We start from the raw sequence: 10,385 nt of genomic DNA on the forward strand, positions 1-10,385 counted from the left end.
CGGCGTGCACGGCGAAGGCCGGCGTCACCGCGACGGCGCGAGCGCGGCAGCAACGGATGGCGGTGGCGGCGCTGGTGCCCCGGCGGGCGCGGCGCCCCAGCGGCCACAGTAAGGACCCAGCATGAATCCCTCACGCCTGTTCATCGAGCGGCCGGTCGCCACCGCGCTGCTGATGGTCGCCATCCTGCTGTCGGGCCTGGTGGCCTTCAGGCTGCTGCCGCTGTCGGCGCTGCCGGAGGTCGACTACCCGACCATCCAGGTCACCACGCTGTACCCGGGCGCCAGCCCGGATGTGATGACCTCGTCCATCACGGCGCCACTGGAGCGCCAGTTCGGCCAGATGCCGGGCTTGAAGCAGATGTCGTCGTCGTCCTCGGGCGGCGCCTCGGTGATCACGCTGCAGTTCGAGCTGACGCTGTCGCTGGACGTGGCCGAGCAAGAGGTGCAGGCCGCCATCAACGCGGGCGGCAACCTGCTGCCGGCGGACTTGCCGATGCCGCCGGTGTACAGCAAGGTCAACCCGGCCGACGCGCCGATCATGACACTGGCCATGACGTCCGACACCATGCCGCTGCCCAAGCTGCAGGACATGGTGGACACGCGCGTGGCGCAGAAGATCTCGCAACTGCAGGGCGTGGGGCTGGTGAGCATCAGCGGCGGGCAACGCCCGGCGGTGCGCATCCAGGCCAACCCGACCGCGCTGGCCGCGCTCGGCATGTCGATCGACGACCTGCGCACGGCGATCGGCAGCGCCAACGTCAACGGCGCCAAGGGCAGCTTCGACGGCCCCGCGCGCGCCTCCACCATCGACGCCAACGACCAGCTCAAGTCCGCCGACGAGTACCGCCAGATCATCGTCGGCTACCAGAACGGCGCGCCGATCCGCATCACCGATGTGGCCAATATCATCGACGGGCCCGAGAACAGCCGCCTGGCGGTCTGGGCCAACGACAAGCCGGCCATCGTGCTGAGCATCCAGCGCCAGCCCGGCGCCAATGTGATCGAGGTGGTGGACCGCATCAAGGCCCTGCTGCCGCAATTGCAGAACGCGCTGCCGGCCTCGGTCAAGGTGCAGTTGCTGACCGACCGCACCACCACCATCCGCGCCTCGGTGCGCGACGTGGAGTTCGAGCTGCTGCTGGCCGTCGCGCTGGTGGTGATGGTGATCTTCGTCTTCCTGCGCAATGTGCCCGCCACCATCATCCCGGGCGTGGCGGTGCCGCTTTCGCTGGTAGGCACCTTCGGCGTGATGTACCTGGCAGGCTTCTCGATCAATAACCTGACGCTGATGGCGCTGACCATCGCCACCGGCTTCGTGGTGGACGATGCGATCGTGATGATCGAGAACATCATGCGCTACATCGAGAAAGGCGATCCGCCCATGGAGGCGGCGCTCAAGGGATCCAAGCAGATTGGCTTCACCATCATCTCGCTGACGTTCTCGCTGGTGGCCGTGCTGATCCCGCTGCTGTTCATGGGCGATGTGGTGGGACGCCTGTTCCGCGAGTTCGCCATCACGCTGGCGGTCTCGATCCTGATCTCGGCGGTGGTCTCGCTAACGCTCACGCCGATGATGTGCGCGCGCCTGCTGCACCATGTGCCCGAGGAAAAGCAGTCGCGCTTCCATCTCGCCACCGGCCGCTTCTTCGACAACGTGATCGCCAGCTACGGGCGCGCCCTGGATTGGGTGCTGGACCGCCAGAAGACCACCCTGCTGGTCGCCGTCGGCACGCTGGTGCTGACCGTGCTGCTGTACATGCTGGTGCCCAAGGGCTTCTTCCCGGTGCAGGACACCGGCGTGATCCAGGGTATTACCGAGGCTTCCCAGACCACCTCGTTCCCGGCCATGGCGCTCAAGCAGCAAGCGGTGGCGAAGGTGGTGCTGGAAGATCCGGCAGTGGAAAGCCTGTCCTCCTTCATCGGCGTGGACGGCACCAACACCACGCTCAATGCCGGGCGCCTGCTGATCAACCTGAAGCCAAAGGATGCGCGCAGCGATTCCATCGAGGACGTGACGCGCCGGTTGCAGGCCGCGGTCGACAAACTCGGCGGCGTCTCGCTCTACACCCAGCCGGTGCAGGACCTGACCATCGAGGACCGCGTCTCCCGCACCCAGTACCAGTTCACCGTGCAGGACCCGGACCCGGCGACGCTGGCCACCTGGGTGCCAAGGCTGGTCGAGCGCCTGAAGCAGGAGCCCGAATTGCGCGACGTGGCCAGCGACCAGCAGAACAACGGCCTGCGCGCCTATGTGGATATCGATCGCGACGCCGCGGCGCGCTTCGGCATCACCACCGCGGTGATCGACAGCGCGCTGTACAGCGCCTTCGGCCAGCGCCTGGTGTCGACCATCTTCACGCAATCGAGCCAGTACCGCGTGGTGCTGGAGGCCATGCCGCAGTTCCGCACCGATCCGCAGTCGCTGGCGGAGCTGCGCCTGCCCTCCTCCTCCGGGGGGCAGGTGCCGCTGGGCGCGTTCGCGCACATCAGCGAGCGCACCGGCCCGCTGGTGATCAACCACCAGGGCCAGTTCCCCTCCGCCACCATCTCGTTCAACCTGGCCTCGGGCGAATCGCTCGGCGCCGCGGTCGACAAGATCACCAAGGTGGAGCAGGAAATCGGCCTGCCGATTTCGATGCAGACCGATTTCCAGGGTGCCGCGCTGGCCTTCCGCGCTTCGCTGTCCAACACGCTGTGGCTGATCCTGGCCGCGGTGATCACGATGTACATCGTGCTGGGCGTGCTCTATGAGAGCACCATCCACCCGGTGACCATCCTCTCCACCCTGCCGTCGGCCGGCGTGGGCGCGCTGCTGGCGCTGCTGGTCTCGGGCCAGGACCTGGGCATCATCGCGATCATCGGCATCATCCTGCTGATCGGTATCGTCAAGAAGAACGCCATCATGATGATCGACTTCGCGCTGGAAGCCGAGCGCGAGGGCGGCATGAAACCGCGCGACGCGATCTTCCAAGCCTGCCTGCTGCGTTTCCGCCCGATCCTGATGACTACCATGGCGGCACTGCTGGCCGCGCTGCCGCTGATGCTGGGCACCGGTATCGGCTCCGAGCTGCGCCGCCCGCTGGGCATCACCATGGTGGGCGGCCTGCTGGTCAGCCAGGTGCTGACGCTGTTCACCACGCCGGTGATCTACCTGGCGTTCGACAGCGTGGCAGCACGCCTCAAGGACTGGCGCCGGCGCCGGTATGGCGACACCGGCGGCGGCGATGAAACCGGCGGCCCCGCACCCGAGCCGAGGCCGTGATGAACCTGTCGGCCACCTTTATCCATCGCCCGGTCGCCACCGCGCTGCTGACCATCGGCATCCTGCTGGCCGGGCTGGCGGCGCTGCGGCTGCTGCCGGTCTCGCCGCTGCCGCAGGTGGATTTCCCCACCATCTCGGTGTCCGCCTCCTTGCCCGGTGCCAGCCCCGAGACCATGGCCGCTACCGTGGCCACGCCGCTGGAGCGCGCCCTGGGCGCCATCGCCGGCGTGACGGAGATCACCTCCAGCAGCTCGCTGGGCTCGACCCGCGTCACGATGCAGTTCGAGCTCTCGCGCGACATCGACGGCGCCGCGCGCGACGTGCAGGCCGCCATCAATGCCTCGCGCGCCACGCTGCCCACCAGCCTGCCGAGCAATCCGACATACCGCAAGGTCAACCCGGCCGACGCGCCGATCATGATCATCGCGCTGACCTCGCCCACCATGACGCGCGGCCAGCTCTACGACGCGGCCTCGACCATCCTGGCGCAGAAGATGTCGCAGATCGAGGGCGTGGGCCAGGTCACCATCGGCGGCTCGTCGCTGCCGGCGGTGCGGGTGGAGCTCAACCCCACGGCGCTCAACAAGTACGGCATCTCGCTGGAGGATGTGCGCAACACCATCAGCGCCACCAATGCCAACCGCCCGCTCGGCACGCTGGAAAACGCCACCACCAACTGGCAGGTCTACGCCAACGACCAGGCCATGAAGGCGGCGGACTACATGCCGCTGATCGTCCGCTACGCCACCCCCGGCACCTTCTCGTCGGCCTCGGCCGGCGCGCTGATCGCCAGCACGGCCAACGCTGCCGCGGGCGGTGGCGTCAGCACCAAGACCGTCAACGGCGTCACCACCACGACGCTGACCACCAGCAGCGGCACCACCACCATTTCCACCGGCGCCACCGGCGGCAACGCCACCAGCCGCGGCCCGAACGCCTTCTCGGTACCGGTGCGGCTGGCCGACGTGGCCAACGTGACCGACTCGGTGCAGGACATCCGCAATGCCGGCTCCGCCAACGGCCAGCCCTCGGTGCTGCTGGTGCTCAACCGCTCGCCCGGCGCCAACATCATCGAAACCGTCGACCGTGTGACCGCGATGCTGCCGTCGCTGCAGCAGATGATTCCGTCGGCCATCAAGATGGAAGTGATGATGGACCGCACCCCCACCATCCGCGGTTCGCTGCGCGAGGTGGAGCGCACGCTGATGATCTCGGTGGCGCTGGTGATCATGGTGGTGTTCCTGTTCCTGCGCAATGTGCGCGCCACGCTGATTCCCAGCGTGGCGGTGCCGGTGTCGCTGATCGGCACCTTCTCGGTGATGTACCTGGCGGGCTTCTCGCTCAACAACCTGTCGCTGATGGCGCTGACCATCGCCACCGGCTTCGTGGTCGATGACGCCATCGTGGTGCTGGAGAATATCTCGCGCCATATCGAGGAGGGTATGAAGCCGCTCGAAGCCGCGCTCAGGGGCTCGCGCGAGGTGGGCTTCACGGTGCTGTCGATGAGCCTGTCGCTGATCGCGGTATTCATCCCGCTGCTGATGATGGGCGGCATCGTCGGACGCCTGTTCCAGGAGTTCGCCATCACATTGTCGGTGGCGATCCTGGTGTCGCTGGTGGTCTCGCTGACCGCCACGCCGATGATGTGCGCGCGGCTGCTCAAGCCGGTACGCCCCGAGAAGCAAGGCCGTTTCTACCGCGCCAGCGAGCGCGTGTTCGCCTGGATGCACGACGGGTACTCGCGCACGCTGGCGGTGGCACTGCGCCACAGCGCGCTGGTGTGGCTGGTGCTGCTGGCGACCATCGGCCTCAATGTCTGGCTCTACACCATCGTGCCCAAGGGCTTTTTCCCGCAGCAGGATACGGGGCGCCTGATCGGCTTTATCCGCGCCGACCAGGCCACCTCGTTCCAGGCCATGCGCCCCAAGCTCGATAACTTCATCAAGATCGTGCAGTCCGACCCGGCGGTGGTCAACGTGACCGGCTTTACCGGCGGCTCGCAGCGCAATACCGGCCAGATGTTCGTCACGCTCAAGCCGATCTCCGAGCGCGAATCGGCCGACGCCATCGTGGCCCGGCTGCGCGTCAAGCTGGCCAAGGAGCCCGGCGCCAGCCTGTTCCTGACCTCGGTGCAGGACATCCGCATCGGTGGCCGGCAGAGCAGCTCGGCCTACCAGTTCACGCTGCAGTCGGACGACCTCGACGTATTGCGCGAGTGGGAGCCCAAGGTCCGTGCGGCCATCTCCAACCTCAAGGGGCTGGAAGACGTGGACACCGACACCAACGACAAGGGCCTGCAGACCTCAGTCATCATCGACCGCGATACCGCGTCCAAGCTCGGCGTCACCGCGCAGCAGATCGATGCCGTGCTCAACGACGCCTTTGGCCAGCGCCTGGTGTCCACCATCTACAACCCGCTCAACCAGTACCGGGTGGTGATGGAGCTCAGCCCCGAGTACCTTCAGGGCCCGCATGCGCTCCAGGATATCTATGTGGTCACCGGTGGCGGCAAGCGGGTGCCGCTGTCGGCCTTCGCGCGCTTCGCGCCCACAAGCACGCCGCTGGGCGTCAACCACCAGGGCCAGTTCGCCGCTTCCACCATTTCCTTCAACCTTGCCGAAGGGGTCTCGCTGTCGCAGGCCACCGACGCGGTCAAGGCGGAGATGGCGCGCATCGGCGTGCCGGAGACGCTGCAGGCCAATTTCCAGGGCAGCGCCAAGGCCTTCCAGGATTCGCTCAAGAGCCAGCCGCTGCTGATCCTGGCCGCGCTGATCACCATCTATATCGTGCTCGGCATGTTGTACGAGAGCTATGTGCATCCGCTCACCATCCTGTCCACGCTGCCGTCGGCCGGCGTCGGCGCGCTGCTGGCGCTGCTGGCCTCGGGCACGGATTTCAGCATCATCGCGCTGATCGGCGTGATCCTGCTGATCGGCATCGTCAAGAAGAACGCCATCATGATGATCGACTTCGCCATCGACGCCGAGCGGCGCGCGGGCCTGTCGCCGCACGACGCCATCTATCGTGCGTGCCTGCTGCGCTTTCGCCCCATCCTGATGACCACCATGGCCGCCCTGCTCGGCGCCATCCCGCTGGCGATCGGCCACGGCGACGGCGCCGAGCTGCGCGCGCCGCTGGGCATCTCCATCGTCGGCGGGCTCGTGGTCAGCCAGTTGCTGACGCTGTACACGACGCCCGTGGTGTACCTGACGCTGGACCGCTGGCGCCTGAAGGTGAAAGCCTGGCGCCAGCGCCGCTCCGCCCTGCCTCCGGCCACGGCCAGCCTCGAACCCTGAATGCGATCCATGAACGCTTTTCTCCGCCTCCCTACCCTCTCCTTCCCGGCGACCGCGCTGACGGTAGCCTGCGCCGTGCTGCTGGGCGGCTGCGCCGTGGGTCCCGACTACAAGCGGCCCGACGCACCGTCCACCCCGGCCTTCAAGGAAGCACCCGCCGACACCTCGCAGTGGGGCGAGTGGAAACCGGCCGAGCCGCAGGATGCCAGCGCGCGCAGCAACTGGTGGGCGGTGTTCAACGATCTGCAGCTCGACGCGCTGATGGCGCAGGTGAAGGTGTCGAACCAGAACATCAAGGCCGCCGAGGCACAGTACCGTCAGGCCGCCGCCGCGCTGCAATCGGCGCGCGCGGGCTATTTCCCCACGGTGGGCGCCTCCGCCGCGCTCGACCGCGCGCGCGGCAGCAACGGCCAGATCGGCAACGGGCAGAGCGCCTCGCTGTCGGCCAGTTGGGAAATCGATGTGTGGGGCCGCGTGCGCAGGCAGGTGGAAAGCAGCGAAGCCAGCGCGCAGGCCAGCCAGGCCGACCTGGCCTCGACGCTGTTGTCCACGCAGGCTACGCTCGCGCAAAGCTACTTCCTGCTGCGCATCGCCGATCAGCAGAAGGCTTTGCTGGACCGCACGGTGGTCGACTACGAAAAATCACTGCAGCTGGTACGCAACCAGTACGCGGCCGGCACCGCCCAGCGCTCCGACGTGCTGCAATCCGAGACCCAGCTCAAGTCCGCCCAGGCGCAGCAGATCGATATCCAGATCACGCGCGCGCAGCTCGAGCACGCCCTGGCCATCCTGACCGGCAGGCCACCAGCCGACCTCTCCATCGCGCCGCAGGACTACGCCGCCGCCGTGCCGCGCGTACCCATCGCGGTGCCGTCCGCGCTGCTGGAGCGCCGGCCCGATATCGGCGCGGCCGAGCGCCGCATGGCCGCGGCCAACGCCCAGATCGGCGTGGCGCAGGCGGCTTATTACCCGACGCTGTCGCTGTCGGCCACCGGCGGGCTTTCCGCCAGCACGCTGGCGCGCTGGCTGTCGCTGCCGGACCGCGTATGGTCGATCGGCCCGGCGCTGGCCGGCACGCTGTTCGACGGCGGCCTGCGCAGCGCGGCCAAGGCGCAAGCGGTGGCCGCCTACGACCAGGCCGTGGCCAACTACCGCCAGACGGTGCTAGCCGCGTTCCAGGAAGTCGAGGACAACCTGGCCGCCGCCCGGCTGCTGGAGCAGGAATTCGCGGTGCAGAACGACGCGCTGCGCTCCGCGCGCGATGCGCTGGCGCTGGTCAACAACCGCTACCGCGCCGGTACCGCCAGCCTGCTGGATGTGCTGACCGCGCAGACTACGGCTTATACGGCCGAGCGCACCGCGCTGACCATTGCAGGCCGCCAGTACACGACCAGCTCGGTGCTGATCAAGGCGCTGGGTGGCGGGTGGCATATCGAGACGGATAGCGCGTCGAATACGGCGCCGGCTGGCACGGCGCCCAGCGGCTCGGCAACGCAGTAGCGCGTAGCCATGGGAGACTTGCCGCCGCCCTATGCCGGCGGGAAGCACACCCGCACCAGCAGGCCCTTGCCCCGCGCCCCATCCAGCAGCGCCAGCGACGCGCCATGCGCGGCAGCGATGTCGCGCACGATGGTGAGGCCAAGCCCCGAGCCCGCGGGCGCCGCCTCACCAAGCGCCGTCAAACCCGCCGCCTTGCCGCGGTAGAACGGCTCCAGCACCGCCGCGCGTTGCGCGACGGGAATGCCGGGGCCGTCGTCCTCCACTTCCAGCACCACGGCTTCGCCATCGCGCAAGACACGCGCCGTGACCACGCCGCCCGATGGCGTATAGCGCAGCGCGTTGTCGACCAGGTTGGTCACCAGCTCGTGCAGCAGGTCGGTACCGAGCACTTGCTGCACGCACTCGCCCTCGAAGCCCAGGTCGATGCGGCGCGTGCGCGCGGCGGGCGTGAGTTCGAGGCAGACCTCTTTCACCAACGCCGCGAGATCCAGCGCGCGCGGCGCCTCGGCCCCGCCGTGCGCCGCGCGCGCCATCGACAGCAGGCGGTCGGCCAGCGCGGCCATGCGCGCGGTGCTTTCGGCCAGGCCCTGCGCGATGCGCCGCTGCTCGTCGGGATCGTGCTCGCGCGCGGCCAGCTGGGCTTGCGTGTGCAGCACCGCGAGCGGCGTGCGCAGCTGGTGGGCGGCGTCGGCGATAAAGCGGCGCTGCGCGGCGAGCACCTGTTCCAGCCGCGCCATATAGCCGTTCATGGCCACCACCAGCGGCGCGGCCTCGCGCGGGGCGCTGTCAAGCGACAGCGGCGTGGTGGCGCCGGGCTGGCGTTGCGCCACCTCTTCGCGCAGCGCATCGAGGGGCGCCAGCGCGCGCCGCGTGAACAGCCAGATCACCAGCACCGCGGCCAGCACCAGCATCAGCTGGCCCCACAGCACATCGAACAGGATGTTGCGCGTCAGCGCCTGGCGCGAGTCGAGGGTTTCGCCGACCTCGATCAAGGCCATGCCGCCGTGCGTGCCGCTGGCGTCCATCACCGGCTGGCGCAGCGCGGCGATGCGGATCGGCTGGCCACGGTACGTGCGGTCGTAGAAGCTCACCAGCGCGGGATACAGCTTGGTGCGGGGCTGGCTGGCATCGAACGGCGGCAGGTCGTCGTAGCCCGAGACGAACTCGCCATGCACGCCGCTGACGCGATAGAACATCGTGGCGTTCATGCCCACCTCGAACGTATCGAGCGAGATGTACGGCACGTCCACGCGCACGCCTTCCGGGGTGAGCGTGATGCGCTCGGAGATATTACGCGCCGATGCCAGCAAGGTGCGATCATAGGCCAGGTCGGCGGATTCCAGCGCATTGGAGTAAGCCACCACGCCGTATACGGCCTGCAGCACCAGCATGGGCGGGATCAGCCACCACAGCAGGCGCGCGCGCAGGCTGGCGGCGCGCTTGCTCGGTTCAGCCACCGCTGGGCTCCAGCACGTAGCCCAGCCCGCGCAGGGTCACGATGGCGGCGCCCGAGCCTTCGAGCTTGCGGCGCAGGCGATGCACGTAGACCTCGATCACATCCGGCTGGGTGTCGTCGGCCAGGGTGAAGATGCTGGCGTAGATGCGGTCCTTGCTGACGGTTTTGCCCGGCGGCGTCATCAGGATCTCCAGCACCGCATGCTCGCGCGGCGTCAGCGCCAGCGGCACGCCGCCCACCTGGAAATGGCGCGACACGGTATCGAAGCCCAGGCCGCCGCACACCACCAGCGGCGCTTCGGTCTGGCGCGCGCGGCGCAGCAGCGCCTTCACGCGCGCCTCGAACTCGGCCAGGTCGAAGGGCTTGGCCATGTAGTCGTCGGCCCCAAGATCCAGGCCCTTGACCCGGTCGCCCACCTCGCCGCGCGCGGTCAGGATCATCACCGGCACGCGGCAGCCGCGAGCGCGCAGGCGCGCGAGCAGGTCCAGGCCGTCGCGGTCGGGCAGGGTCAGGTCCAGCAGCACCAGCGCGTAGTCGCTGCCGGCCCCGCCCGCGCTGCCGGCGTGCGTGCTGAACAGCAAGGATTCCGCGCTGGCCGCGTCGGCCGCGCGCTCCACGGTGAAATGCAGCGCGCGCAGCGCCTGCATCACCCAGGTGGCCAGTTCATCGTGGTCCTCGACCAGCAGTACTCTCATGGAAAGGTCTTCTCCTGCTTGTTTCCAGCTGGCGTCACGCTATGCCATGCGCATGGTTTGCTCCCCTCTCCCGCATGGCGGGAGAGGGGCCGGGGGAGAGGGCGGGCGCTTCAAATACCGCCGTCGTGCTGGACAACACCACGGGCTCCGCGTCAAGTGGCTCCTAGCTGAGCCAC

5 protein-coding genes are annotated in these 10,385 nt (G+C 68.4%); 3 read left to right on the forward strand and 2 right to left on the reverse strand.

The window, feature by feature from the left end; genetic code table 11:
* Positions 1-121 precede the first annotated feature (121 nt).
* Genes ACYP5B_RS52925 through ACYP5B_RS52935 form a run of 3 tightly spaced genes read left to right on the forward strand, consistent with a single transcriptional unit; the run spans position 122 to position 8,058 of the window.
* The gene (locus tag ACYP5B_RS52925; RefSeq protein WP_459575491.1) at positions 122-3,262 is read left to right on the forward strand and encodes an MdtB/MuxB family multidrug efflux RND transporter permease subunit; all 3,141 of its coding nucleotides are present in this window, start codon (positions 122-124) and stop codon (positions 3,260-3,262) included.
* Positions 3,262-6,558 carry an efflux RND transporter permease subunit gene (locus ACYP5B_RS52930; RefSeq protein WP_459575523.1) on the forward strand — a complete coding sequence of 1,099 codons (3,297 nt, stop codon included), beginning with the start codon at positions 3,262-3,264 and terminating at the stop codon, positions 6,556-6,558. Before ACYP5B_RS52925 ends, ACYP5B_RS52930 begins: the two co-directional genes overlap by 1 nt.
* Complete coding sequence (locus ACYP5B_RS52935) at positions 6,559-8,058, forward strand: efflux transporter outer membrane subunit (RefSeq protein ID WP_400100020.1); 1,500 nt, start codon at positions 6,559-6,561, stop codon at positions 8,056-8,058. It begins immediately after the preceding gene.
* Positions 8,059-8,087: 29 nt separating this feature from the next.
* On the opposite strand, the gene ACYP5B_RS52940 is transcribed toward ACYP5B_RS52935, so the two are convergent.
* Positions 8,088-9,515 (reverse strand): sensor histidine kinase, encoded by a 1,428-nt coding sequence (locus ACYP5B_RS52940; protein WP_459575492.1) that lies wholly within the window; start codon positions 9,513-9,515, stop codon positions 8,088-8,090.
* Positions 9,508-10,209, reverse strand: coding sequence for a response regulator (locus ACYP5B_RS52945; RefSeq protein WP_400100023.1), 702 nt, complete (start codon positions 10,207-10,209; stop codon positions 9,508-9,510). Before ACYP5B_RS52945 ends, ACYP5B_RS52940 begins: the two co-directional genes overlap by 8 nt.
* Positions 10,210-10,385: the final 176 nt, after the last annotated feature.

The organism is Cupriavidus sp. 8B (genome assembly GCF_054589115.1).

Bases quoted from the DNA above. Each gene is read 5' to 3' on its own strand.
- ACYP5B_RS52925 (WP_459575491.1), top strand. From the start codon at position 122: ATGAATCCCTCACGCCTGTTCATCGAGCGGCCGGTCGCCACCGCGCTG.
- ACYP5B_RS52930 (WP_459575523.1), top strand. From the start codon at position 3,262: ATGAACCTGTCGGCCACCTTTATCCATCGCCCGGTCGCCACCGCGCTG.
- ACYP5B_RS52935 (WP_400100020.1), top strand. From the start codon at position 6,559: ATGCGATCCATGAACGCTTTTCTCCGCCTCCCTACCCTCTCCTTCCCG.
- ACYP5B_RS52945 (WP_400100023.1), bottom strand. From the start codon at position 10,209: ATGAGAGTACTGCTGGTCGAGGACCACGATGAACTGGCCACCTGGGTG.